The following is a 23,330-nucleotide window of genomic DNA, read 5'->3' as shown; positions in this document are numbered from 1 at the left end:
GGTCGCCGCGCTCGATAGGCTCGCCTGCATGGCCAGCGTCCTCGAGCTCACCGACGTCTCGTTCGTCAGGAACCGCAATCGCATCCTCGACTCGATCTCCTGGACGGTCGACGAGGCCGACCGCTGGGTCATCCTCGGACCCAACGGCGCCGGAAAGTCGACCATCCTGCAGCTCGCCTCGGCGAGCACGCACCCGACCTCCGGCACGGTCGAGGTGCTGGGGGAGCGCGTGGGCAAGGTCGACGTCTTCGAGCTGCGCACCCGCATCGGCCTCGCCGCCACCGGGCTGGCACGCCGCATCCCCGCCCACGAGCGGGTCGGCGACGTCGTGCTGACCGCCGCTTATGCGGTCACCGGCCGCTGGCGCGAGCGCTACGAGTCGTTCGACCTCGAGCGCGCCGCCGAGGTGATGGACGCGTGGGACCTCACCGAGCTCTCCACCCGCACCTTCGGCACCCTCTCCGACGGCGAGCGCAAGCGGGTGCAGATCGCCCGCGCCGTCATGACGGACCCCGAGCTGATGCTGCTCGACGAGCCCGCGGGCAGCCTCGACCTCGGCGCGCGCGAGTCGCTGCTGGAGTCGCTGGCGGACTACGCCTCCTCGTCCCTCGCACCCGCGATCGTCATGGTCACGCACCACGTCGAGGAGATCCCGCCCGGCTTCACCCACGCGATGCTGCTCGGCGAGGGCAGGATCCAGGCGGCGGGCCCCCTCGAGGAGGTGCTGACCGACGCCAACCTCACTGCCACCTTCGGTGTGCCGCTACAGGTGCAGCACGAGGACGGCCGCTGGCGCGCCCGCGCCAAGCGCTCGTGAGCACCCGCCGCGCCGCACCATCCCACGACTCGCACACCACTCGACTGAACTGATACACTCGTCTGTCGGCCCGCACGTTGGCCGTAGACTTTCCGCGCCCGAGCGACCAAGGACTGCAATGAAGACCGAGACTCACCCCGACTACCAGCCGATCGTGTTCCGCGACCTCGCCTCGGGCGAGACGTTCCTGACGCGCTCGACGGTCACCAGCGACAAGACGATCGAGCTGGACGGCGAGACCTACCCGGTCATCGACGTCGAGATCTCGTCGGCTTCGCACCCGTTCTACACGGGCAAGCAGCGCATCATGGACTCGGCCGGCCGCGTCGAGAAGTTCAAGAACCGCTACAAGGGCTTCGGCGGCTGATCCAGCAGCTTCCACGAAGGGCGTCGGGCTTCGGCTCGGCGCCCTTCGTCATGTCTGGGCGTGGCGGGCCACTGGCGGCTACGCGCGGCTACGCGCAGCTGCCGGCTACGAGCGCAGCGGCCAGCCGCGGCCGGCGCTGAACGCCGGGTCGGTGCGGCGCCGGTAGGACTCGAAGTCGGCGGCCTGCTCGTCCGCCCAGCCCGCCGTCATCTCGTGCAGCGAGATCGGATCGATGCGCAACTCCGCGTACCTCGCCGCCATCGCCTGCGCGACCCTGCCGGCGGCGATCGCGTCGGCGCTCGCATCGTGCGCGTCGAGCAGCTCGACGCCGTAGATCTCGCTCGCCACCTGCAGCGTGCGCTTGCCGCGGCGGAACTTGTCGAGCCGCCGGTCGAGGATCATCGGGTCGATCACCGGGCGGGCGTCGAGCGGCTCGTGGCCGTGCCTGCGGCACTCGGCGTCGAGCAGCGAGATGTCATAGGCGGCGTTGAAGGCGCATACTGCGAGGCCCTGCGCGAAGTAGCCCGCGAGCACGTCGCGGATCTCGCAGACCGACGCCGACGCATCCGCCCCCTCTGCCCGTGCGCGCTCGGTGGTGATGCCGTGGATGGCGACTGAGCCCTCGGGGATCTCGATGCCCGGGTCGACGATCCAGGAGCGCTCCTCGATGACCTCGCCCGCGGCGTCGAGCACGCCGACGTAGGCGGTGACGACGCGAGCCTCGGCGGGGTCGACGCCGGTCGTCTCCAGATCGAACACCACGAGCCGGTCGATCCAGCGATCCGGTGCGTTCGCGTTCACCTCGAGGATCGGGCGCAGCAGCTGGGTCTGGGTCATGGCCCCACGCTAGCCGCGGCCTCCCACACCCGCCGGTAGGCTCGGCGAGTGCCTGTGGATGACCGACCTGCCGACGACCCGGCCGCGACCCGCCCCGGCGTCGACTCGCCGTATCGCGCACTGCTCGACGCGCTGCCGCAGCGCCGCCGCGAGGCGATGGTCGACGGCGTGCGCACCGCGGTGTTCGAGTACGGGCCGGAGGACGGCCCCGCCATCGTCTTCGTGCACGGCTTCCGCGGCGACCACCACGGGCTCGAGCCCGTCGCGGCGCATCTGCCCGGCTTCCGCGTGCTCGTGCCAGACCTGCCGGGCTTCGGGTCATCGGATGCGCTGCCGCACGCCACGATCGACGCCTACGCGGCGTGGTTGCGGGCGTTCGTGGCCGCCGAGGCGCCGGCGCTCGGTGGGCGGCGGCCGGCGGTGCTCGGCCACTCCTTCGGCTCGATCGTGGTCGCCCACGCCGCCGCCCAGGCTTCCGACGGCACCGTACTGGAGGCGGATCGCATCATCCTGGTGAACCCGATCGCGACGCCCGCGCTGGCCGGCGCCAACACGTTCGGCTCGCTGCTCGCGCTCGGCTACTACCGCGCTGCGGCCGCGCTGCCCGAGCGCGCGGGGCTCGCGGTGCTGGGCGCGCCCCCCATCGTGCGCGGCATGAGCGTGTTCATGGCGAAGACGCGCGACAAGGCACTGCTGCGCTGGATCCACGACCAGCACGACCGCTACTTCTCGCGCTACGCGTCGCGGCAGTCGGTGCTCGAGGCCTTCGACGCGTCGATCCGCCACACGGTCGGCGAGGTGGCGGGGCGGATCGCGCAGCCGGTGCAGCTGATCGCCGCCGACCGCGACGACATCACCCCGCTCGCGCACCAGCACCGCCTGCGCGCGCTGTTTCCCGATGCCCGGCTCGCGGTGCTCACGGGCGTCGGCCACCTCGTGCACTATGAGCAGCCGGCGCAGGCGGCACGTGTCATCCGCCGCTTCCTGGCCGAGCCCGCCGCGACCGACGGCAGCTAGCCCGTGCGCATCCTCTTCGACTGCCGCTACGTGCGCTTCCCGCGCCACGACGGCATCTCGCGCTTCTCGGCAGCGCTGGTCGCGCAGCTCGCCCGCGAGCACGAGGTGACCATGCTCGTCAGCGACGAGCGGCAGCTGGCGATGCTGCCGGCGCTGCCGCACGTGCTCGGCCCGTCGCCCACCGGCCCGCTCGAGCCGCTCACCGCGTGGCGGCTGCGGAAGGTGCCCGCCGACGTCGCCTACTCGCCGATGCAGACGATCGGCTCGGTCGGCCGCGCCTGGCCGCTCGTGACCACCGTGCACGACCTGATCTACTACCGCCACCCGACGCCGCCGCGCGACCTGCCGGCGCCCGTGCGGCTGCTGTGGCGGCTCTACCACCTCTCCTACGCGCCGCAGCGGCTGCTGCTGAACGGCGTCGACGGCGTCGTCACCATCTCGCAGACCACGCGCGAGCTCATCCGGCAGCACCGCCTCACCCGCAGGCCGGTCGCGATCGTGCCGAATGCCGCCGCGCCGCTCGGCGAGCCCGTCGACCACGACTCCCCGCCGACGAAGCGGCTGGTCTACATGGGCTCGTTCATGCCCTACAAGGACGTCGAGACGCTCGTGCGCGCCGCCGCCCTGCTGCCCGGCCACGAGCTGCACCTGTGCAGCCGCATCGATCCCGCGACCCGCGAGCGGCTGACGGCACTGGCGGCAGGCGCATCCGTCATCTTCCACGACGGCGTCTCCGACGAGGAGTACGCCGAGCTGCTGCGCTCTGCCTGCGCGCTCGTGCACGCCTCGCACGAGGAGGGCTTCGGCATCCCGCTGCTGGAGGCGATGAGCCTGGGCGTGCCTGTCGTGGTGGCCGACACGGCGATCTTCCGCGAGGTGGGCGGCGAGGCCGCGGTGTACTTCCCGGTCGGCGATGCGGATGCGCTGGCGCACGCCGTGCGCGCGCTCGAGGGTGAGTGGGCGGCCAGGTCGCGCGCCGCCCGGCAGCAGGCCGCCACCTTCAGCTGGCGCTCCTCCGCCGAGCGGCTCGGCGCGTTCCTGGCCGAGGTGGCCGCGACGGGGCGCCGCCGGTAGCGATCAGAACGGCGCGACGAGCGCGTCGGCGATCTCGGTGAGCGTCTCGCTGGTGCCGCCCTCGACGCGCACGGCCGCCCGCGCATCCCACTTCGTCTCGCCGCGGTTGACGATCACGATCGGCACGTCGGCGCGGCGCGCCACCTCGAGCAGCCGCGTGCCCGAGTTCACCACCAGCGAGGAGCCGGCGACCAGCACCGCCTGACCCGCGGCGATCGTGTCGCGCGCCGCGGCGAACACCGCCGGCGGCACGAACTCGCCGAAGAAGACCACGTCGGGCTTCAGCATGCCACCGCAGTGGGGGCACGGCGGCACGCGGAAGTCCTGCGAGGCGTCGATCTCGACGTCGCCGTCGGGCTGCAGCCGCACCTGCTCGGGCACCACGATCCAGGGGTTGAGCCGCTCGATCTCGGCGGCGATCCGTTCGCGGTCGTAGCTGCGCCCGCACTGCAGGCAGGAGACGGTGTGCATGCGCCCGTGCACGTGCACCACCTCGCGGGAGCCGGCCCGCTCGTGCAGGTCGTCCACGTTCTGCGTGGCGATGCCGGTGATGAGGTCGGCCTCCTCCATGCGCGCGAGCGCGCGGTGCCCGTCGTTGGGCTGCACGCCGGTGAAGCGCTTCCAGCCCAGGTGGCTGCCGGCCCAGTAGCGACGCCGCGCCTCCTCGCTCGAGCGGAAGGTCTCGAAGACCATGGGCGTGCGCGGCGGCGCGCCGGCGCCGCGGTAGTCGGGGATGCCGGAGTCGGTCGAGATGCCGGCGCCGGTCAGCACCGCGACGCGTCGTCCTCGCAGCAGGTCGATCGCCCGTTGCAGGTCGCTGGCTGTGTCGAGCACGTGCCCAACCCTAGTGCGGCGGTAGGCTCGACGACCGTTGGGGCAGGGGGAGCGGCGCATGGAGATCATCCAGATCGACTCGCTCGACGACCCCCGCCTGCACGACTACGTGGGGCTCACCGATGTCGCCCTGCGACGCCGCACGGAGCCCGAGCGCGGCCTCTACATCGCCGAGTCGCAGACCGTGCTCGAGCGCGCGCTGCGCGCCGGTCACCAGCCCCGCTCGATCCTCGTCGCGCCGCGCTGGCTGCCGCAGGTCGAGGAGATCCTGGCTGCCGCCGAGGCGGTGCGGGAGGTGCCGGTGTTCGTCGGCGAGGAGCCTGTGCTCGAGCAGCTCACCGGCTTCCACCTGCACCGGGGCGCGCTCGCGTCGATGCAGCGCCCGGTGCTGCCGGATGCGGCGGCCCTGCTCGCGCAGGCGCGTCGCGTCGTGGTGCTCGACGGCCTCGTCGACCACACGAACGTGGGCGCGGCGTTCCGCTCGGTCGCGGGCATCGGGGCGGATGCGGTGCTGGTCACGAAGACCTGCGCCGACCCGCTCTACCGCCGCAGCGTGCGGGTCTCGATGGGCACCGTGCTGCAGGTGCCGTGGACCCGGATCGAGTCGATCGAGGCGGCGGCGCCCACCTTCCGCGAGGCAGGCTTCGAGACCGTGGCGATGGCGCTGCGCGACGACGCGGTCACGCTCGACGAGTACGCCGCGGCGCCGGCCGAGCGGGTCGCGCTGCTGTTCGGCTCCGAGGGGCCTGGGCTCGGCCGCCGGGCGCTCGCCGCCGCCGACCGGGTGGTGCGCATCCCGATGCACCACGGGGTCGACTCGCTCAACGTCGCCGCATCCGCCGCCGTCGCGATGTGGGCGCTGCGGGGCAGCGCGTGAGCAGCCCCGCGGTCACCGCGGTCACGCAGCGCCGCCGCCGCACGCATCCGCTCGTGCTCCTGCTGCGGTGGGCGGTGCTGCTGGCCCTGATCGTCGCCGTCGTCGCGGCCACCGCGATCGCCTTCGCCCCGGCACCGCGGGTGGCGGCGACGCCGATCGCGCTGCCGGAGGCGAGCGGCGCGCCGGTCTCGGTCGCGTGGCCCGAGGGGATCGCGCGCTCGGCCGGCTACGCCGTCGTCGGCATCGACGCCGCGCAGGAGCACTGGGGCGACGAGTCGGCCGTGCCGATGGCGAGCCTGACCAAGCTGGTCACCGTGCTGACCGTGCTGGAGGCGCATCCGATCGCCGGCGACGACCGCGGCGCGGCGATCACGCTCGGCCGTGCCGACATCAACGCGCTCGGTGCCGCCATCGCCGAGGCCGCGCCGGTGGTGCCGGTCTACGACGGCATGGTGGTCGCCCAGCGCGACCTGATCGAGTGGTCGCTGGTCGACTCGGCCGGCAACGCCATGTGGTCGCTGGCCAATTGGGCCTTCGGCTCGATCGACGCCTACCTGGCGGCCGCGAACGACTGGGCGGCCCGGAACGGGCTGGCCGACACCGTCGTCGCCGACCCGTCCGGCCTCTCGCTCGAGAGCCGCTCCACGGCCGCCGACATGACCGAGCTGGGGCTGCTGGCCGTGGCCGACCCGGTGGTGCTGGCGGCGATCGGCATGGAGCGCGTCGCCGTGCCCGGCGGCACCGTGGCCAACACCAACCCGCTGCTCGGCGAGGGCTTCATCGACGGCGGCAAGACGGGCACGCTACGCGTGTGGGGCCGCAACCTGTTCGTCACCGCCGAGCGCGACATCGAGGGCGAGCCGCGCCGCGCTGTGGCGGTGATCATGGGCGTGGTGACCCAGGACGACATGAACGCCGCGATGCTCGCGCTGGTCGAGAGCCTCTGGGACGACTTCGGCACCGTCGCGCTCGTGCCCGCCGGCACGCCCGTCGCCGAGTACCGGGCGCCGTGGGGCGGCGTCGTGGAGGCGGCCACCGTCGCAGACCTGCACACGGATGCGTTCGGCCCGCACCTGCCGACGGCCCACTTCGCGACGGCCGAGGCGGTGCAGGACGGCATCGAGGTGGCGGCACCGCGCGGGCAGGTCGGCACCGTCGTGGTCGAGGACATCTACGGGGTGACGACCCAGGTGCCGGTGCGCACCGACGCCATGCTCGCCGCACCCGACCTCGGGTGGCGGCTGACGCATCCCTCGACCGCCGTCGAGTGGTATTTCGACTGAGCGCTGGAGCTGAGAGCGGAGACCATTTCTGGTCTCCGCCGCGACGCCAGCTCCGAAGCCCGTCTCGGGCTGAGGTATTAGCCGCCCAGGTGCTCGAACGGCAGCACCGGGCCGGCCTCCGGCCGCTTGGCGTGGATGGTGTCGCCGGAGGACTGCCCGCGCAGTCGCCGCACGACCCAGGGGGCGAGGTGCTCGCGCGCCCAGTGCAGGTTCTCCACCGCCATCTGCTGCCGGGTGCGGCGGGGCAGGGGCTCGGGCTCCATCGCCGTCAGCTGGTGCTGCACGCCGAGCGCGTCGAGCACCAGCATCGCGATCGCATGGTGCCCGTAGTGCGAGAAGTGCAGCCGGTCGGACGCCCACATCTGCGGCTGCTGCAGATGGTGCGCCGACCACATGTCGGCCACCACGGCGCCGTGCTTCGCGGCGACGCCGAACAGGTTGGCGTTGTAGATGCCGACCTTGCCACGGATCGCGCGCAGCACCGGCGTCATGGCGATGTCGGGGCCGTTGAAGAGCACCACCTCTGCGCCGGTCGCCCGCAGCCTGCCGACGATGACGTCGAGGCGCGCGGCGAGCGCGTCGGGGTCGCCGCCGGGTCGCAGCAGATCGTTGCCGCCCGCGGAGATCGTGACCAGGTCGGGCTGCAGGGCGATCGCCGGCTCGAGCTGCTCCTGCTCGATCTGCCCGAGCAGTCGCCCGCGGATGGCGAGGTTCGCGTACTGGAAGTCGGGCCGCGTGCGCGCGAGCTCCTCGGCGACGCGGTCGGCCCAGCCGCGCAGGCCGTTCGGCAGGTCGGGCTCCTCGTCGCCGACGCCCTCCGTGAAGCTGTCGCCGAGAGCGACGTAGCGCGTGTAGGGATGCTCCATGCCGGGGTGCGCGGTGCCAGGGTGCTGCATGCCCTCCATCCTGCCCTGCCGGGGCTGGATGTGGGCACCGCGTGGGACGATGGATGCGTGAGCAAGCAGGACGGCTCGAACCGACTGGTCTCGGGTCCGGAGGTCGACGATACGACCGCGACGATCCTGCACGTCGACCTGGATGCGTTCTTCGCCTCGGCGTCCCTGCTCGCCCGGCCAGATCTGCTCGGCAGGCCCGTCGTCATCGGCCACGACTCGTCGCGCTCGGTGGTCACCGCAGCCACCTACGAAGCGCGCAAGTACGGCGTGCACTCGGCGATGCCGATGGCGCGCGCACTGCGGCTGTGCCCGAACGCGATCATCCTCGACCCCGACTTCGCGCTCTACTCGCGGCTGTCGCAGCAGGTGATGGGCATCCTCGACGAGACCTCGCCCGACGTCGAGCGGCTCGGCATCGATGAGGCCTTCGTGGGCATCGCGGGGCTCCGCCGGCTCGCCGGGGGCGCCAATCGCATCGGGCCGACGCTGCGTGCGCGCATCCGCGCCGAGACCGGACTGGTCGCCTCGATCGGCGCGGCCGGCACGAAGTATGTCGCCAAGCTCGCCTCCTCCCGGGCCAAGCCCGACGGGATGCTCGTGGTGCCGAACGAGCAGGTCGTCGACTTCCTGCACCCCCAGCCCGTCTCGGCGCTGTGGGGCGTCGGCCCGAAGCAGCAGGACCGACTGGCCCGCTACGGCCTCCACACCATCGCCGACGTCGCGCACACCTCCGAGGAGCGGCTGAGCTCGTGGTTCGGCGAGGCGACGGGGCGCCACCTGGCCGACCTCGCCTGGGGCCGCGACCCGCGCGCGATCGTCGAGCGCGACCATGACAAGTCCTTCGGCCACAACCACACCTTCTTCCGCGACGTCACGGACCGCGCCGAGCAGCAGGGCGAGATCCTGCGGCTCGCGACCGGCGTCGGCCGGCGGCTGCGTGACGCCGGCGTGCAGGCGCGCACCGTCACGCTCACGGTGCGCTTCCACGACTTCAGGACCATCACGCGCTCGCGCACGCTGCCGGAGGCGACCGACGTCACCCGCGTGATCGTCGAGACCGCCTGGTCGCTGCTCGAGCAGCTCGGCGAGCTGCCGCCCGTGCGACTGCTGGGCGTGCGGGCGAGCTCGGTGCAGCCCTCGGCCGACCACGGGCTGCTGTGGGACGACAGCGAGACGTGGGGGAGCGCGGAGCGGGCGATGGACGCCGTGCACGACCGCTTCGGCGCGGCGACCGTCGTGCCGGCGAGCATGCTGCGGCGCGAGCGCAAGCGCGACGACACCGGGCCCAGCGGCGGCGACTGACGCGCGTTCAGCCCCGCGCGAGCCAGCGCTCGAGCGGGATCGATCCCAGCTCGTCCGGGGCCAGCACCCAGACGACGACGTAGACGAACCAGCTCACGACGGTCAGCGCGAGCACGATCGTCAGCAGCCGCACGAAGCCGGCGCTCGTGTTCGTGTGCCGGGCGATGCCGCCGCACACCCCGCCGATCAAGCGGTCCGGTCCGCGGTGGAATCCGGACGCGCGGATGCTCGAGAACAGCGTCGTCATGCCGTCACCGTAGCGCTCGCGCGGCCACTGACGGACCAGTCCGCCTCGCACGAGCGCTTGACGTGCAGCCTGTATATACAGCACTATACAAGCACCGATCCGCCACCGTGCACGAAGAGGAGCCACCCGATGCAGGTCACGTCCCCCGGCCACGAGGCGCGCGAGGTCCGCGCGCCGCGCGGCACGCAGCTGTCGGCGAAGAGCTGGCAGACCGAAGCGCCGCTGCGCATGCTCATGAACAACCTCGACCCGGAGGTCGCAGAGCGTCCCGACGACCTGGTCGTCTACGGCGGCACCGGCCGTGCCGCGCGCAGCTGGGCCGCCTACGACGCGATCGTCGAGACGCTGCGCGACCTGGAGGACGACGAGACGCTGCTGGTGCAGTCCGGCAAGCCGGTGGGCGTCTTCCGCACGAACCGTTGGGCGCCGCGCGTGCTGCTCGCCAACTCCAACCTCGTCGGCGACTGGGCGACCTGGCCGGAGTTCCGCCGGCTCGAGGCCGAGGGCCTGATGATGTACGGCCAGATGACGGCCGGCTCCTGGATCTACATCGGCACCCAGGGCATCCTGCAGGGCACCTACGAGACATTCGCGGCGATCGCCGACAAGCGCTTCGACGGCACGCTCGCCGGCACCATCACCCTCACGGGCGGATGCGGCGGCATGGGCGGCGCGCAGCCGCTCGCCGTGACGCTGAACGACGGCGCCTGCCTCATCGTCGACGTCGACGCGTCGCGCCTGCAGCGCCGCGTCGGCAAGCGCTACCTCGACGAGATCGCGGCCGACCTCGACGACGCGCTCGCCAAGGTGCAGCAGGCGAAGGACGAGCGCCGCGGCCACTCGGTCGGGCTGGTCGGCAACGCCGCAGAGGTCTTCCCCGAGATCCTCCGCCGCCACCGGGCGGGCGAGATCACGGTCGACATCGTCACCGACCAGACCAGCGCCCACGACCCGCTCTCGTACCTGCCGATCGGCTACACCGTCGCCGAATGGCAGGAGCGCGCTGCGGCCGACGCCGAGACCTTCACGACGGATGCGCGGGCGTCGATGGCCGCGCACGTCGCGGCCATGGTCGAGTTCCAGGACGCCGGGGCCGAGGTGTTCGACTACGGCAACTCCATCCGCGACGAGGCACGCCACGGCGGCTACGACCGGGCGTTCGAGTTCCCCGGCTTCGTGCCGGCGTACATCCGCCCGCTGTTCTGCGAGGGCCTCGGACCGTTCCGCTGGGCGGCGCTCTCCGGCGACCCGGAGGACATCCGCGTCACCGACGAGGCGATCCTCGAGCTGTTCCCGGAGAACGAGCATCTGCACCGCTGGATCCGCGCCGCGCAGGAGCGCGTCGAGTTCGAGGGCCTCCCGGCGCGCATCTGCTGGCTCGGCTACGGCGAGCGCCACCGCGCGGCGCTGCGCTTCAACGACCTCGTGGCCGAGGGCAAGCTCTCCGCGCCGGTCGTGATCGGCCGCGACCACCTCGACTCCGGCTCGGTCGCCTCGCCCTACCGCGAGACCGAGGCGATGGCCGACGGCTCCGACGCGATCGCCGACTGGCCGCTGCTCAACGCCCTCACGGCCGCCTCGTCCGGCGCCACCTGGGTCTCGATCCACCACGGCGGCGGCGTCGGCATCGGGCGCTCGATCCACACCGGGCAGGTCTCCGTCGCCGACGGCACCGAGCTGGCCGCCGAGAAGCTCTCGCGGCTGCTGCTGAACGACCCCGGCATGGGCGTCATCCGCCACGTCGACGCCGGCTACCGGCGCGCCGCCGACGTCGCCGCAGAGCGCGGCGTCCGCATCCCGATGGAGCCCGTCATCCGGGACGGCGAGCGGCGGGCGCGGTGACGGCGATGACCGGTCAACTCGAGCCGCCAGCGTGGTCGGGCCGTGACGACGGCCCCGGTGCCGAGCACGCCCGATGGCACGCCGCGGTGCAGCCCTATCCCGCGCAGGGCAGGGGGGCGGATGCGGTGCCCGGCGTCGTGCTCGTCGGCTTCGCGAGCGACGCGGGCGTGCGGCGCAACGAGGGCAGGCCCGGCCAGGTCGACGGTCCCGACGCGCTGCGCGCGGCGCTCGCCCCGCTTGCGCTCACGGCGCCGCTCACCGCCTACGACGTCGGCACCGTGCGCGTCGAGGGCGACGCGCTCGAGGGCGGCCAGGAACGGCTGGGGGAGATCCTCCGCGGCGTGATCGATGCCGGCCACCTGCCCATCGCGCTCGGCGGCGGCCACGAGATCGCCTACGGCAGCTACCTCGGCATCGCCGACGCCGCGCTGCGCGAAGCGCGGCCGCGACTGGGCGTGCTCAACCTCGACGCGCACTTCGACCTGCGCCGCGCACCCCGGGCATCCTCCGGCACGCCGTTCCTGCAGGCGCTCGAGCGCGAGGGGGCGCTGGGGCGGCCCGTCGACTACGCCGTCCTCGGCATCAGCGAAGCCTCCAACACGCACGCGCTGTTCGACACTGCGGCGCAGCACGGCGTGCGCCACCTGCTCGACGACGACAGCCGCGACACCGCATCCGTCGATGCCTTCCTGGATTCCTTCCTCAGCGAGATCGACGTGCTGTACCTGACGATCGACCTCGACGTGCTGCCGGCGTGGATCGCGCCGGGCGTCTCGGCGCCGGCGTCGTTCGGGGTGCCGCTCGAGATCGTGCAGCACGTGTGCGACCGGATGAGCGCGAGCGGCAAGCTGGCGCTCGTCGACGTCGCTGAGCTGAACCCGGCGTTCGACATCGACCGTCGCACGGCCCGCGTCGCCGCCCGTCTCATCCACCGCATCGCGATGCGCCACGTGCCCGTCGCAGCGGCAGGGGTCGCGTGATGCTGGTCGACACCGCCGCGCTCGCCCGCGAGTTCGAGGCCACCGGAGGCGACGGCACGCCGGTGTACGAGCGCATCAAGCGCGTCATCGGCGCCCGCATCCGCACCGGCAAGTGGGCTGAGGGCGACCGGCTGCCGTCCGAGCATCAGCTGGTGACGGCGCTGGGCGTCTCGCGCATGACGGTCAATCGGGCGCTGCGCGAGCTCGCCGACGGCGGCACGATCGTCCGCAGCATGGGCGTGGGCAGCTTCGTGGCCGAGACGAAGGCCGCCTCTCCGCTGCTTGAGGTGCGCAACATCGCCGACGAGGTGCAGCGGCGGGGGCACCGGCACAGCACCCGGCTCGTCTCACTCGCGGCGGAGGACGCCGACGACCGGCCGTTCGCGGCCGACTCGATGACCGACCGGGTCTACCGCTCGGTCATCGTGCACTTCGAGGACGACACCGCGATCCAGCTCGAGGATCGCCTGGTCAACCCGGCCTTCGTGCCGGAGTACCTGCAGCAGGACTTCACCAGCTTCACGCCCAACGACTACCTCACCCGCGTCGTGCCGCTGGTGCGCACCGAGCTGGTGATCGAGGCGGTGCTGCCGACCGACGAGCAGGCGGCGCTGCTGGGCATCGAGCCGCATGAGCCGTGCCTGCAGATCCGCCGCAGCACCTGGTCGGCCGAGGGCCTCGTGAGCGTCGTGAGGCTCACGCAGCCCGGCGCCCGCAGCCGCCTGGAGGGCGGCTTCGAGACCTCAGGGGCGCGCTGATCCCAGGCGAGCGCTGTCCCGAGGCGAGCGCTGTCCCGAGGCCGACGCTGCCTCCGGTCGAAGCTGCCTTCAGCCGACATCGGCGTCAGCGGCCCAGCCAGCGCTCCAGCGGGATGGAGCCCGACTGGTTCGGCGTCAGGATCCAGACGCCCGCGTAGACGCCCCAGCCGAGCACCGGCAGCGCGAACAGCAGCAGCGTCAGCAGTCGCACGAGCCACACGTTGACGCCGGTCTTCGCGGCGATGCCGCCGCAGATGCCGGCCAGCAGGCGGGCGGGACCGCGACGGAACCCCGCGGAGCGGATGGAGTTGAAGAACGACATGCCGCAACGGTAGCCCTGCAGGCTGTGCGCCGAGCAGGCGGACGCTCGACGATCGGCTCAGCCGATCGCGGCCGAGAGCCACGCGACCTGTCGCAGCCGGAAGCGCACCTGGGCACCGATCTGCTCACCCGCGAAGGCGCGGGCGCCGTCCACCGCCTCCGGCGGCAGGTGCCGGCGGGCGAAACGCTCGGCGTCGACGGGTGCGCCGGACCGCTCCTCGACCGCCCCGCGCTCGGCCAGCTCGCTCGATGGCGATGATCGGCGTACCGGGAGAGGCGAACAGCGCGTCGCGCTCTGCAGTCGGGAGTGCCATGCGGCGAGCCTGCCACGACCCGCTGACGCGCGGAACGAGAAGAGGCCCGGAGCGATGAGCTCCGGGCCTCTGCCTGTGCGCGAGGGGGGACTTGAACCCCCACGCCCTAATACGGGCACTAGCACCTCAAGCTAGCGCGTCTGCCAATTCCGCCACCCGCGCAAGGTGTCGGACCACTTGGTGGACCAAGAGAAGACATTAGCACGGCCCGCGACGCGCTCACGACCATCGCGCAGGGCGACGCGCCGAGCTGCAGCACCACCGGCGTGCCGACTGCGCGCACCCCGGCCGAGGCGGTCGCGGCCGCACCGAGCGACTAGCCTTGCGTGGTGACCGACCGCCTGACCCGCACCGCCCAGATCGCCAGGGACCTCATCCGCATCGACACCCAGAACTGGGGCGGCGGCCGCTCCAACGGCGAGGCGGATGCGGCGGCCTACGTCACCGAGGTGCTGACCGCGATGGGCGTGGCGAGCGAGACCGTCGAGTCGGCGCCCGGCCGCGCGAGCGTGGTGGCGCGCATCGAGGGGGAGGACCCGTCGCTGCCGCTGCTGGTCGTGCACGGGCACCTCGATGTCGTGCCCGCCGACGCGAGCGAGTGGAGCGTCGACCCGTTCGCCGGTGAGATCCGCGACGGCCTGCTGTGGGGCCGCGGCGCAGTCGACATGAAGCAGATGGACGCGATGATCCTGGTCGCGCTCGAGCGCATCCTCGCCAGCGGCAGGAGGCCACGCCGGGGACTGGTGATCGCGTTCTTCGCCGACGAGGAGGCCGGCGGCGTCTACGGCGCGCAGTGGCTGGTGCGCAACCATCCCGAGCTGTTCGCGGGCGCGACCGAGGCCATCAGCGAGGTCGGCGGCTACTCCATCGACGTCGCGGGGCAGCGCGCCTACCTGCTGCAGACCGCCGAGAAGGCGCTGCAGTGGATCCTGCTGCGTGCGCGCGGCACGGCCGCCCACGGCTCGCAGCATATGCGCGACAACGCCGTCACGAGGCTCGCCCGCGCCGTCGCCGCGGTCGGCGCCCACGAGTTCCCGGTCGAATACACCGACACGACGCGCGAGCTCTTCGCCCGCCTGGCCGAGCTGCAGGGCATGGAGGACGACGACCCGGATGCGGTGGCCGAGCAGCTGGGGACCGTCTCGCGGTTCCTGCGCTCGAGCCTGCGCCACACGGCCAACCCGACGATGCTCGACGCCGGCTACAAGCACAACGTCATCCCATCGGTCGCCGAGGCTCGCATCGACATGCGCCCGCTGCCCGGCCGCGAGCAGGAGGCGCTCGACACCATCCGGGCGCTCGTCGGCGACGACATCGAGGTCGAGCTCGTGCACGGCGACGTCGGCCTCGAGCAGCCCTTCTCGGGTGCGCTGGTCGAGGCGATGACCGCCGCGATCGGCCGTCACGACCCGGGCGCCCCGGTGCTGCCGTACATGCTCTCCGGCGGCACTGACAACAAGCCGCTGTCAGAGCTCGGCATCGCCGGCTACGGCTTTGCGCCGCTGCGCCTGACGCCCGACCTCGACTTCGCGGCGATGTTCCACGGGGTCGATGAGCGCGTGCCCCTCGAAGCCCTCGAGTTCGGCACCGACGTGCTCGAAGACCTGCTGCTGACCTACTGAGGACCTGCTGAATCCATGGACTGGCTGATCGCGATCTTGCTCGGTGCGCTCCAGGGCGCCACCGAGTTCCTGCCCATCTCCTCGAGCGCCCACCTGCGCATCGCCGGGCTGTTCCTGCCGGGCGCCGAGGATCCCGGCGCCACCTTCACCGCCATCACCCAGATCGGCACGGAGCTGGCGGTGGTGATCTTCTTCTGGAAGGACATCACGCGCATCATCGGCAAGTGGTTCCAGCAGTTCTCCGGCAAGACCGACCGGAGCGACCCGGACGTGAAGATGGGCTGGCTGGTCATCATCGGCACGGTGCCGATCGTCATCGCCGGCGTGCTCTTCCAGGACCTCATCCGCGACCAGCTGCGCAGCCTCTGGATCACCGCGACGGTGCTGATCGTCTTCGGCATCATCCTCGGCATCGCTGACATGCTCGGCCGTCGCGTGAAGACGCTCGAGACCACCACCTACCGCGACGGACTGCTGATCGGCGTCGCCCAGGTGCTCGCGCTGATCCCCGGCGTCTCGCGCTCCGGGGCCACCGTCACGATGGGACGCGCGCTCGGCTACGAACGGCCCGCAGCGGCAAAGTACGCGTTCTTCCTCGCCGTCCCGGCCGTCTTCGGCGCCGGGATCTACGAGACCATCCAGGCGGTCAGCGAGCCGAGCTCCGTCGGCCTGGGCATGGGCCCGACGATCCTCGCGACGGCGGTCGCCTTCCTGGTCGGCCTGGTGGTCATCAAGTGGCTGATGGACTGGATCTCGCGCCGCAGCTTCATGCCCTTCGTCGTCTACCGCATCGTGCTGGGCGCGCTGCTGCTGGTCGCCCTCAGCGCCGGCTGGATCGAGGCGCTCTGATGCACAGCTGGCAGCGCCCCGCGGTGCCCTCGCTGGAGGCGCTGGGAACGGGCGAGGGCACCCGCCCGAGCGTCCACGACGTGCGCACGGATGCCCGGGTGGTCGTGCCCGAGGGGCCTACCGCATCCATGTACACCTGCGGCATCACCCCGTACGACGCGACGCACCTCGGGCACGCGTTCACCTACCTCGCGTTCGACACGCTCACCCGCGTCTGGCTCGACGCCGGCATCGAGGTGCGCACGGCGATGAACTCGACCGACGTCGATGACCCGCTGCTCGAGCGGGCGGCGCGCGACGGTGTCGATTGGCGAGAGCTCGCGCAGCGGCAGCAGCAGCTCTTCCGCACCGACATGGAGGCGCTGCGCATCCTGCCGCCCGACCACTGGGTCGCCGTCACCGAGCGCATCGCTCCCATCGGCGATGCCGTGCGCCGGCTGCTCGACTCCGGCGACGCCTACCGGCTGGCGGCCCCCGACGGCGAAGATGCGCTGGGTGAGGACGTGCTGTTCGACACCACCCGCGCGCGGCGGTTCGCCGTCGGCGAGGGCAGCCGCACCGATGCCGCGCAGATGCTCGAGCTCACCCGAGAGTTCGGCGGCGATCCCGACCGCCCGGGGAAGCGCTCGCCGCTGGACCCGCTGCTGTGGCGCGCCGAGCGCCCCGGTGAACCTGCCTGGGACTCTGCAGTCGGCCGCGGGCGCCCGGGCTGGCACGTGGAGTGCACCGTGATCGCGATGGACGAGCTGGGAGCGCCGTTCACGGTCGCCGCGGGCGGCCGCGACCTGCGCTTCCCGCATCAGGAGCTGCAGGGGCACCACGCCATCGCGCTCGGTGCGCCGCTGTTCAGCATGACGCGGCTCAACGCCGGTCTGGTCGCCTACCAGGGCGAGAAGATGTCGAAGTCGCTCGGCAACCTGGTGCTGGTGTCGAAGCTGCTCGCGCAGGGCGCCCGGCCGGCCGCGCTGCGCCTGGCGCTGCTCGACCACCACTGGCGGCAGGACTGGGAGTGGGCGGACGACGAGCTCGAAGCCGCCGAGCAGCGGCTCGACCGCTGGCTGGCGTGGTCGACCACTCCGGACGACGACCCCTCGCTGGGGGAGTCGGTCGTGCCATGGCTGCGCGTGACGCTCGCCGACGACCTCAACACGCCCGCCGCGCTGCAGGCGGTCGACGCCTTCATCCAGCGCGCCCCCGCCGATGCCGGCAGCCTCGCGGCGATCGACGCCCTGCTGGGCATCGATCTCGCCGCCGTAGCAGCGCGCTGACGCACGCGGCCGGCTGACGGCCGCTCGGGCCGATACTCAGACCGGCGGGGCGTCCTCGTCCGGCTGGTCGTCGCGCGGCTCCGCGGGCGGCGCGGGAGGCACGCTGCCGCCTTGGCGAGGCGGCTTCGGGCCCTGATCGCGCAGGAAGCGCTCGAACTCGTGGGCGATGGCCTCGCCGCTCGCCTCGGGGCTCTCGACGGCGTCGCGCTGCTCCTCGAGCTTGCCGATGTAGGCCCGCATCTCGTCATCGCGCTCGGTGATCTCGTCGATGCCGCGCTCCCACTCGCCGGCCTGCTCCGGCAGGTCGCCGAGCGGGATCGTCACGTCGAGCATCTCCGAGAGCCGGTCGAGCAGCGCCACGATGGCCTTCGGCGCCGACGCGTTGTGCACGTAGTGGGGCACCGATGCCCACAGCGACGCAGTCGCGATGCCCGCCTCACCGGCCAGCAGCGCCAGCACCGACATGATGCCGGTGGGGCCCTCGTAGTCGCTGGCGACCGCACCGAGGCGCGACTGCAGCTCGGCGCTGTCGCTGGTGATCGAGGTCGAGATGGGGCGGGTGTGCGGCACGTCGGCCAGCATCGAGCCCACGAAGACGATCGCGTCGATCTCGCAGCCGCGCGCGATCTCCAGGAACTCCGCCGCGAAGGCCGTCCAGTTGCGGCTGGGCTCCGCACCGACGAGCGCGAAGACCTCGCCCTCGTTGCCGGAAGAGACGTCGAGACCGGCGTCCTCGGCGAGCGCGGTCCTGCTGGAGGGCCGCGTCGGGGCGTAGGCGATGGTGGCGGGCCACTGCAGCGCACGCGTGCCGTCCTCGAGCGTGCGCACCACCGGTCGGTGCAGCGCGAAGTCGACGAAGTCCTCAGGCTCGATCTCGTCGAACGCCTCGAGCTCGCACGCCTCGATCAGCTTCCGCACCGCACCGCTCGCGGCGTCGCCCGCATCCGTCCAGCCCTCGAAGGCCACGACCATGATGCGACCCTCGATGGGTCCTCGTGCCACTGACGGCACCTCCTCGCGTCAAACGGACACTCTACGCGCGCCAGTAGGCTTGCGCGGTGACTTCGCCTACCCCCGACGCCGTCTCACGAGCCCTCGATGCCGTGCTGTTCGACATGGACGGCACGCTCATCGACACGGAGCCGCAGTGGATGGCAGCCGAGGCCCGACTCGCCGCCGAGCACGGCATCCCGTGGGGGAGTGCGGAGGCGGAGGCGCTCGTCGGTGTCGACCTCTGGGACGGCGCCCGCGTGTTCATCGCCAAGGGCGTGCCGCTCGACGAGGATGCGATCGTCGCGCGCCTGGTCGGGGAGGTGCTCAGCGCCCTCGGCGACGAGCTGCCCGTACGGCCAGGTGCGCTCGAGCTGCTGAGGGCGCTGCTCGACGCCGAAGTGCCCGTGGCGCTCGTGACCATGTCGACGCGCGAGATCGTCGACCGCGTCGAGGCCGCCCTCGCCGAGCGGCTCGGCCGCGCGCCCTTCACCGTGACCGTGGCGGGCGATGAGTGCACGGAGGGCAAGCCGCACCCCGAGCCCTACCTGCAGGCGCTGCGGATGCTGGGGGTGAGCGCGGAGCGCTCGGTCGCGATCGAGGACTCCCTCCACGGTGCGCGCAGCGCGCTCGCCGCGGGGCTGACGACGATCGGGGTGCCGCACGCCGTCGACATCTCGCAGCTGCCCGGCATCGTGCACTGGCCGAGCCTCGCCAGTCGCAGCGTGGCAGAGGTGGCTGCGAGCATCGGGGAGGCCCGCGCATGATGGGCAGGACCGGCCCGTTCCAGTGGGGCGACGTGGTGCAGCTGACGGGCCCGAAGCAGCGCATGTACACGATCGTGCTGACGGAGGGCAAGCAGTTCGGCACGCAGAAGGGCGCCGTACCGCACTCGGCCATCGTCGGGCTCGACGACGGCTCGCTCGTCACGGTCGGCGACGCCGAGCACCTCGCGATCCGTCCGCTGCTGCAGGACTACATCATGTCGATGCCGCGCGGCGCCGCGATCATCTACCCTAAGGACGCGTCGCACATCCTCGGCTTCGCCGACATCCACCCCGATCTCACGATCGTCGAGGCCGGGGTCGGCTCCGGTGCGCTCTCGCTGTGGCTGCTGCGAGCGCTGCACGGCACCGGCCGGCTCGTCTCCTTCGAGCGCCGCGAGGAGTTCCGCGACGTCGCGGAGGCGAACGTGACCGGTTTCTTCGGCGAGCGGCCCTGCAACTGGGACACCGTGCTCGGCGACCTCGCCGACGAGCTGGGGGAGCACGTGAGCGAGGGCGAGGCCGACCGCGTCCTGCTCGACATGCTGGCGCCTTGGGAGTGCGTCGACGCCACGGCGACCGCGCTCCGCCCCGGCGGCCTGGTGCTCTGCTACGTCGCCACCGTGACGCAGCTCTCGCGCACGGTCGAAGCCATCCGCGCCGACGGCCGCTTCACCGCCCCGAAGTCGTCCGAGACGCTCGTGCGGGGCTGGCACGTGGAGGGCCTCGCCGTGCGGCCCGACCATCGGATGGTCGCCCACACCGGCTTCCTGATGACCGCCCGCCGCATCGCCGACGGCGTCGAGCTGCCCTCCTTCCGACGCCGAGCGGCCAAGGCCGACTTCGCCGAGGCCGACATCGAGGCATGGACCCCGGGCGCCGTCGGCGACCGCACCCCGAGCGCGAAGCGCGCGCGTCGCGCGCGCCGCGACGCGCAGCGGCAGGCGGAGGCGATAGCGGCGGGCTCGGAGCCGGCTGGCGAGGCAGCGTCGGACGTCGACGACGCGCAGGTAGACTGACCCGGTCCCGAACCCTGAAAGGCATCGCTGTGCGCACACGCCCCCTCATGATCGCCGCGCTGCTCGTCGCCGCAGCCGGCCTCACCGCCTGCCAGGCGCCCGCAGGCAGCATCGACGGCTGCATGCCGACGCTGCCCGCCGGAGCCGCGTCGAACCAGGTGAGCGTCGAGCAGACGGAGGGTGCGCCGACGGTCGACTTCGAGATCCCGCTGGTGACCGACGGCGACCAGGCGACGCTGACCGGCGGTGACGCTGACCGCATCGAGGACGGCGACGTCGTCGACGCGAACTACGTCGTCTACTCCGGCAAGACCGGCATGATCATCACCAGCTCGTACCCCGAGCCCGGCTCCGACGTCCCGGCCGCCGAGGCCCTGCGCCTGTCCGCCGGCGGCGACACGGCGCTCAGCCAGGCGGTCTCGTGCGCGGCCCCCGGTTCGACCGTCGTGCTCACGACCACCATCGAGAGCCTGTTCGGCCCCGGCGCAGAGTCGCCGGAGATGGACATCGCCGCGGCCGACACCGCGGTGGTCGTGCTCGACGTCACCGGCACCCACCCGGGCCGCGCCGAGGGCAACGCGCGCCCCGGCCAGCAGGGCATGCCGGCGATCACCCTCGCCACCGACGGCCGTCCCGGGGTCACCTTCCCAGGCGGCCCCGCACCGGCAGAGCTGACGGTCATGCAGAGCATCGAGGGCACCGGCGAGCCCGTCGCCGAGGGCGACAGCGTGCTGCTGCACTACACCGGCATCGTCTGGGAGACCGAGGAGGTGTTCGACTCCTCATGGGAGCGCGGCGCCCCGACCGTCATGACCATCGACGACGCGAACCTGATCCCCGGCTTCGTGGACGCGGTGGTCGGCCAGCCGATCGGCAGCCAGGTCGTGGTCTCGATCCCGCAGGAGCTCGGCTACAACGACGCGGCCACGCGCCCCGCGACGATCCAGGAGGGCGACCACCTGCTGTTCGTGATCGACATCCTCGACCGGGTCGAGCCCGTCGCCGGCTGACGGCGACCCGTCGATGAACCGCGTCGAGGCCGAGGAGCGCCAGTTCTCTCTGCTGCTCGCGCTCGTGGACACGAGCGTCGGCTTCACGAAGCATGAGCTGTTCACCCGAGTCGCCGGCTACCAGGGCCAGCCGGTCGGCGATGCGCTCGAGCGCATGTTCGAGCGCGACAAGGATGCGCTGCGCGAGCACGGCATCGTCATCGACGTCGTGCAGCCCCCGGGCGACGACAGCAACCAGGAGGCCCGCTACCGCGTGCTCGACGGTGTGCTCGGCTCGCCCGCAGAGCTGCAGTTCGACGCCGAGGAGCGCGACCTGCTCGACCTCGCGCTGCGCGTGTGGCACGAGGGCGGCCTCACCGAGGAGTCGCAGCGCGCGGCGCTGAAGCTGCGCGCCGACCCCGAGTTCCGCGGCGGCCTGCCGCTCGAGCGCACCCCCGGCCGCACGAGTGACCCCGAGGACGCCGAGCCGGCCACCGCATCCGTCCTGCAGCCCCGCCAGCGTCCCCGCGAGAGCGCCTTCCAGGCGTTGAAGCGCGCCGCCGACCGGCACCGCGAGGTGGTCTTCGACTACCTCAAGCCGGGGGAGCGCACACCCCGCAGCCGCACGGTGCAGCCGTGGGCGACCGTGCTGTTCCGCGGCCGCTGGATGCTGGTCGGCCATGACCTCGGCGCTGAGGACACCCGCACCTTCCTCATGCAGCGCATCGTCTCGCCTGTGAAGGACCGCGCAGCCAAGCATCCCTTCGAGGTTCCGGAGGATGCGGCGACCGCGGCCCTGGCCAAGCTCGAGCAGATCTGGGCGACCGCCTCGGTGGGCGTGCACGCGCTGCCCGGCAGCGACGCCGACATCCGTCTCCGGCACCGGCGCGACACCAGGGAGGAGGACGGCCTGCTCGTCGTCCACCATGCCGACCGTCATCTCATCGCAGACGAGCTGACCGGCTTCGGCTCCGACGTCGCCATCGCCTGGCCTGCCGAGCAGCGCGAGCTGGTGCGGCAGCGCCTCGAGCGCATCCGCGACGCCCATGACGACGAGCGCACCGAGGAGGCCGCCTCGTGAGCGAGAGCCGCATCGAGCGCGGCATCGGCCTGCTGCTCTCGCTCATCCAGTACGTCACCGCGTCCGGGTCGGTGACGGTGCAGGAGGCGGCCGCCCACTTCGGCGTGCCCGAGCAGCGCATCCGCGAGGCCGTCGAGCGCGTCTTCATGGCCGGGGTGCCCGACGGCGCGGGCGACTTCATCCGCTTCGACATCGACTTCGACGCGTTCGAGCAGCAGGACGTCATCTCGGTGACGATGCGGCCCGCCTTCGAGGACGAGACGGTGCGCCTCTCGCCGCGCGAGGCCAGCGCGCTGATCGCCGGGCTCACCCTCGTCGCCGGCTACACAGGCGCCGCGCCGGCGCGGGTGGCGGCGCTGCGCGAGAAGCTCCGCAGAGCCGCCTCGCAGGGCGCCGACACGGTCGCCGTCGACGCGCTCGCCGTGCCGCTGGCGGCGCAGCGCATCCGCGACGCGATCCGCGACCGCTCCGTGCTGGCGATCGACTACCGCAAGCCGGGGGCCGGAACGCAGCGGCGGCGCATCGCCCCGGTGGCGCTCAACCTCAACGAGGGCCAGGTCTTCGTCGAGGCCGCCGATCTCGACAAGCAGGGCATGCGCACCTTCAGGCTCGACCGCATCGAGGCGATCGAGCCGACGGACGATGCATGGCCGGATGCGCTGCCAGAGCGTGAGCGCACCGTCACGGGCACCGCACAGGTCGTCTCGACCCGCGCTGCGGCGGCCCTGCTGCGCGACTACGCCACCTCGGAGCCGGTCTCGGTCGACGGGGAGCGCGTGCGGTTCGACATCGAGGTGTGGAGCGAGCCTGCTGTGCTGCGCGCAGTCGCCGCGTGCGGCGGGGACGCCGAGATCGTGGCACCCGCGAGCCTGCGGCGCGCGATGCGCCGCTTCGCCGTCGACGCGCTCGGGAGCGCGAGCAGCGGCCGGGAGCAGACGCAGCAGGACTGACGCACCCGTCCCACCGCGATGCCGGTAGGATG

24 protein-coding genes and 1 tRNA gene are annotated in these 23,330 nt (G+C 72.5%); 18 read left to right on the top strand and 7 right to left on the bottom strand.

Annotated features, from left to right (window positions below):
- Positions 1–28 precede the first annotated feature (28 nt).
- Both BM288_RS12920 and BM288_RS12915 read left to right on the top strand, forming a co-directional pair.
- On the top strand, positions 29–817 hold the full coding sequence (locus tag BM288_RS12920) for an ABC transporter ATP-binding protein (RefSeq protein ID WP_092919419.1): 789 nt from the start codon (positions 29–31) through the stop codon (positions 815–817).
- Positions 818–935: 118 nt separating this feature from the next.
- A complete protein-coding gene (locus BM288_RS12915; RefSeq protein ID WP_092919417.1) occupies positions 936–1,184 on the top strand; it encodes a type B 50S ribosomal protein L31 in 249 nt (82 codons plus the stop codon).
- Between the two features lie 105 nt (positions 1,185–1,289).
- Here the strand turns inward: BM288_RS12915 and BM288_RS12910 are convergent, their stop codons facing one another.
- On the bottom strand, positions 1,290–2,021 hold the full coding sequence (locus BM288_RS12910) for an exonuclease domain-containing protein (protein ID WP_092919415.1): 732 nt from the start codon (positions 2,019–2,021) through the stop codon (positions 1,290–1,292).
- A gap of 156 nt (positions 2,022–2,177) precedes the next feature.
- Here BM288_RS12910 and BM288_RS12905 point away from each other — a divergent pair, with 156 nt between their 5' ends.
- On the top strand, positions 2,178–3,038 hold the full coding sequence (locus tag BM288_RS12905; protein ID WP_092919824.1) for an alpha/beta fold hydrolase: 861 nt from the start codon (positions 2,178–2,180) through the stop codon (positions 3,036–3,038).
- A 3-nt stretch (positions 3,039–3,041) separates the two neighbouring features.
- Positions 3,042–4,112 carry a glycosyltransferase family 4 protein gene (locus tag BM288_RS12900; RefSeq protein WP_092919413.1) on the top strand — a complete coding sequence of 357 codons (1,071 nt, stop codon included), beginning with the start codon at positions 3,042–3,044 and terminating at the stop codon, positions 4,110–4,112.
- A gap of 3 nt (positions 4,113–4,115) precedes the next feature.
- Here BM288_RS12900 and BM288_RS12895 read toward each other — a convergent pair whose 3' ends face one another.
- Entirely contained in the window at positions 4,116–4,946 is an 831-nt protein-coding gene (locus tag BM288_RS12895) for a Sir2 family NAD-dependent protein deacetylase (RefSeq protein ID WP_318255573.1), read from the bottom strand.
- Positions 4,947–5,004: 58 nt separating this feature from the next.
- Here BM288_RS12895 and BM288_RS12890 point away from each other — a divergent pair, with 58 nt between their 5' ends.
- On the top strand, positions 5,005–5,823 hold the full coding sequence (locus BM288_RS12890) for a TrmH family RNA methyltransferase (RefSeq protein ID WP_092919409.1): 819 nt from the start codon (positions 5,005–5,007) through the stop codon (positions 5,821–5,823).
- Entirely contained in the window at positions 5,820–7,106 is a 1,287-nt protein-coding gene (locus BM288_RS12885) for a D-alanyl-D-alanine carboxypeptidase family protein (RefSeq protein WP_143103110.1), read from the top strand. Before BM288_RS12890 ends, BM288_RS12885 begins: the two co-directional genes overlap by 4 nt.
- A gap of 77 nt (positions 7,107–7,183) precedes the next feature.
- On the opposite strand, the gene BM288_RS12880 is transcribed toward BM288_RS12885, so the two are convergent.
- Positions 7,184–8,002 carry an SGNH/GDSL hydrolase family protein gene (locus tag BM288_RS12880; RefSeq protein ID WP_318255571.1) on the bottom strand — a complete coding sequence of 273 codons (819 nt, stop codon included), beginning with the start codon at positions 8,000–8,002 and terminating at the stop codon, positions 7,184–7,186.
- 57 nt (positions 8,003–8,059) lie between these two features.
- On the opposite strand from BM288_RS12880, the gene dinB reads away from it, so the two are divergent.
- Positions 8,060–9,304 (top strand): DNA polymerase IV, encoded by a 1,245-nt coding sequence (gene dinB / locus BM288_RS12875; protein ID WP_092919405.1) that lies wholly within the window; start codon positions 8,060–8,062, stop codon positions 9,302–9,304.
- Between the two features lie 7 nt (positions 9,305–9,311).
- On the opposite strand, the gene BM288_RS12870 is transcribed toward dinB, so the two are convergent.
- The gene (locus BM288_RS12870; protein ID WP_092919403.1) at positions 9,312–9,551 is read right to left on the bottom strand and encodes a PspC domain-containing protein; all 240 of its coding nucleotides are present in this window, start codon (positions 9,549–9,551) and stop codon (positions 9,312–9,314) included.
- Positions 9,552–9,680: 129 nt separating this feature from the next.
- Here BM288_RS12870 and hutU point away from each other — a divergent pair, with 129 nt between their 5' ends.
- The 3 genes from hutU to hutC are packed head-to-tail and all read left to right on the top strand — an operon-like array spanning position 9,681 to position 13,131.
- On the top strand, positions 9,681–11,393 hold the full coding sequence (gene hutU, locus BM288_RS12865) for a urocanate hydratase (RefSeq protein WP_092919401.1): 1,713 nt from the start codon (positions 9,681–9,683) through the stop codon (positions 11,391–11,393).
- 5 nt (positions 11,394–11,398) lie between these two features.
- Complete coding sequence (gene hutG / locus BM288_RS12860) at positions 11,399–12,373, top strand: formimidoylglutamase (protein WP_092919820.1); 975 nt, start codon at positions 11,399–11,401, stop codon at positions 12,371–12,373.
- On the top strand, positions 12,373–13,131 hold the full coding sequence (gene hutC, locus BM288_RS12855; protein ID WP_092919399.1) for a histidine utilization repressor: 759 nt from the start codon (positions 12,373–12,375) through the stop codon (positions 13,129–13,131). Before hutG ends, hutC begins: the two co-directional genes overlap by 1 nt.
- An 85-nt stretch (positions 13,132–13,216) precedes the next feature.
- On the opposite strand, the gene BM288_RS12850 is transcribed toward hutC, so the two are convergent.
- Both BM288_RS12850 and BM288_RS12845 read right to left on the bottom strand, forming a co-directional pair.
- Entirely contained in the window at positions 13,217–13,453 is a 237-nt protein-coding gene (locus BM288_RS12850; protein WP_092919397.1) for a PspC domain-containing protein, read from the bottom strand.
- A 389-nt stretch (positions 13,454–13,842) separates the two neighbouring features.
- A tRNA-Leu gene (locus BM288_RS12845) sits at positions 13,843–13,928 on the bottom strand.
- Between the two features lie 167 nt (positions 13,929–14,095).
- Between BM288_RS12845 and BM288_RS12840 the strand changes: the two genes are divergently transcribed.
- The 3 genes from BM288_RS12840 to mshC are packed head-to-tail and all read left to right on the top strand — an operon-like array spanning position 14,096 to position 17,505.
- Complete coding sequence (locus BM288_RS12840; RefSeq protein WP_318255570.1) at positions 14,096–15,388, top strand: M20/M25/M40 family metallo-hydrolase; 1,293 nt, start codon at positions 14,096–14,098, stop codon at positions 15,386–15,388.
- Positions 15,389–15,403: 15 nt separating this feature from the next.
- Positions 15,404–16,237: an undecaprenyl-diphosphate phosphatase gene (locus BM288_RS12835; protein ID WP_092919393.1), complete on the top strand. Its 834-nt coding sequence runs from the start codon at positions 15,404–15,406 to the stop codon at positions 16,235–16,237.
- Positions 16,237–17,505: a cysteine--1-D-myo-inosityl 2-amino-2-deoxy-alpha-D-glucopyranoside ligase gene (gene mshC / locus BM288_RS12830; RefSeq protein ID WP_092919391.1), complete on the top strand. Its 1,269-nt coding sequence runs from the start codon at positions 16,237–16,239 to the stop codon at positions 17,503–17,505. Before BM288_RS12835 ends, mshC begins: the two co-directional genes overlap by 1 nt.
- Before the next feature lie 36 nt (positions 17,506–17,541).
- On the opposite strand, the gene BM288_RS12825 is transcribed toward mshC, so the two are convergent.
- Positions 17,542–18,507, bottom strand: a complete 966-nt coding sequence (locus tag BM288_RS12825) for a PAC2 family protein (protein WP_318255569.1) — start codon at positions 18,505–18,507, stop codon at positions 17,542–17,544.
- A 56-nt stretch (positions 18,508–18,563) separates the two neighbouring features.
- On the opposite strand from BM288_RS12825, the gene BM288_RS12820 reads away from it, so the two are divergent.
- From BM288_RS12820 to BM288_RS12800, 5 genes are read left to right on the top strand one after another with little or no spacing between them, the layout of a single operon-like run.
- A complete protein-coding gene (locus tag BM288_RS12820; protein ID WP_092919387.1) occupies positions 18,564–19,262 on the top strand; it encodes an HAD family hydrolase in 699 nt (232 codons plus the stop codon).
- A complete protein-coding gene (locus tag BM288_RS12815) occupies positions 19,259–20,278 on the top strand; it encodes a tRNA (adenine-N1)-methyltransferase (protein WP_404799722.1) in 1,020 nt (339 codons plus the stop codon). The genes BM288_RS12820 and BM288_RS12815 overlap by 4 nt, the downstream gene beginning before the upstream one ends.
- Before the next feature lie 29 nt (positions 20,279–20,307).
- Positions 20,308–21,288 carry an FKBP-type peptidyl-prolyl cis-trans isomerase gene (locus BM288_RS12810; RefSeq protein WP_143103109.1) on the top strand — a complete coding sequence of 327 codons (981 nt, stop codon included), beginning with the start codon at positions 20,308–20,310 and terminating at the stop codon, positions 21,286–21,288.
- Between the two features lie 13 nt (positions 21,289–21,301).
- The gene (locus BM288_RS12805; RefSeq protein ID WP_092919381.1) at positions 21,302–22,348 is read left to right on the top strand and encodes a helix-turn-helix transcriptional regulator; all 1,047 of its coding nucleotides are present in this window, start codon (positions 21,302–21,304) and stop codon (positions 22,346–22,348) included.
- Positions 22,345–23,298: a helix-turn-helix transcriptional regulator gene (locus tag BM288_RS12800; RefSeq protein ID WP_092919379.1), complete on the top strand. Its 954-nt coding sequence runs from the start codon at positions 22,345–22,347 to the stop codon at positions 23,296–23,298. Before BM288_RS12805 ends, BM288_RS12800 begins: the two co-directional genes overlap by 4 nt.
- The last annotated feature ends 32 nt before the right edge of the window (positions 23,299–23,330 follow it).

Source organism: Agrococcus baldri, from assembly GCA_900114805.1.
GTDB classification, from domain to species: Bacteria; Actinomycetota; Actinomycetes; order Actinomycetales; family Microbacteriaceae; genus Agrococcus; species Agrococcus baldri.
Note: the sequence above shows the minus strand (reverse complement) of the source record. Positions and strands in the feature narration are given on the sequence as shown.